General features: G+C 42.8%; 1 protein-coding gene. It reads right to left on the reverse strand.

The window, feature by feature from the left end; genetic code table 11:
* Positions 1-99 precede the first annotated feature (99 nt).
* Positions 100-1,410, reverse strand: coding sequence for an IS4 family transposase (locus KCG48_RS14430; RefSeq protein WP_211802878.1), 1,311 nt, complete (start codon positions 1,408-1,410; stop codon positions 100-102).
* Positions 1,411-1,548 lie beyond the last annotated feature (138 nt).

Raw genomic sequence — 1,548 nt, forward strand, 5'->3', positions numbered from 1 at the left:
GATTCTGGCAGTTTTTGTTCAGCAATGTCTCTTCATTGCTTGTTTTTCGGCATAGCAAACAAGCGGGTTTACACCGCTTGAATTTGACTTTACCGGGATTTACGCTACTCTATAATTAAAGCTGACAAATGACCTGAACTTAACCTGGCGAGGGGAAGTTCGCCCTCCCCGAACGGGGAGGATATACTTTTGGATCAGCTTGCAGATGTCTATGAAAGCATTGTCCCTCTTGAAATAATGTTTGCAAATACTAATGGCTTTCGAAAAATTGACTTGATAGTCATGTTTTCGGTCTTCTTTCTGGATCACTACGTGCGAGGTAATGATAGAGCAGAAGTTGTACATTGTCATTTTTGCAAAGATTTCTTGAGCAATGCTTTCTTTCTTTTTGGAGTGCAAATGCGTAAGCGCCAAGGTGTGCTTCAGTTCCCGAAAGGAAGTTTCGATCCCCCAGCGCATGTGGTATAACGCTTTGATCACCTCAGGAGGAAAACAATCAGACTCCAGATTTGTGATAAAGCATTGGTATGAGCCATCGTCTAACTGCACTTTGACCACCCGAAACGCTATGGGGTAAAAGAGAGTATTTTCATCCAGAAAATCAAATGTGACGCTTGTGGGCAAGAACTTATAACGATCTGGATGTTGTTTAACAAGTTTGTTTTGTTTCCGGGTTAGTTCACGATGAATTGTCAGATCAAACTCCCCGCTAGCGGGGGCATTGAATGTCCCCAACATACTTCTTGGACTAATATCTTTCACGCGGATGAGGAACTTCCACCCTTTTGCGATCATGTGCGCAAAGGTGTTATAACTTTCGTAGCCGCGATCGGCAATTAGCAGGACCGGTGACCTTAAGTCGGATTTCCAGGCCATCTCAATAAGTGCCTGATGTTCATACGTTTCTCTCCTCGGTTGAATTTTAACATCCAAATACACCCGGTTAAGAAGATCATAAAGGGCATTAACATGCAAGAGATTGTAGCCTTTGGTTCCAGGGACTGCCTGAATATAGGTCTCTGCATCGTAAGGATTGTGCGGAATATGAAGATCAGAACCGTCGACGGCGACCACTCGATATCCCTTGAGGGTTTTGTAATGGGTAAAACTATGGGTGAACTGATCAAAAATCGATTTAAAAATCGTGGCAGAGAGCTTTTCACGCTGCTGACTAAAGGCTGACCCAGTGGCGGTATTCGGGTGGTAATCAAAATATTCCAGCATTTCTTTATCGATGCTGCCTGAACCTAAAAGCATCGTCGCCTTCACCATGTGATCAAGCGTCAGTTTTCGATGGCGAGTAAAATCTCGTTCGGGATGGGAAAGAAACTCCTGTTTTCGCGCGACATGATCGTCAATAATTTGAAATAGTCTTTTTCGTATATCTGTGTGAAATGCAGATTTCGGCATGGTCATCCTCCTTTGAATCTCTATATTCAAAGGGCTTCGCCGCATTTTTACTGATGAATGTCAAGCTATTTCTTAAAAATTTGCAAAGAAAATCAGCGCATGCTTCCATACGCTGATTTTCTTAACTTAATGACATTG

Source organism: Proteiniclasticum sediminis (genome assembly GCF_018128025.1).
Taxonomy (GTDB): domain Bacteria; phylum Bacillota; class Clostridia; order Clostridiales; family Clostridiaceae; genus Proteiniclasticum; species Proteiniclasticum sediminis.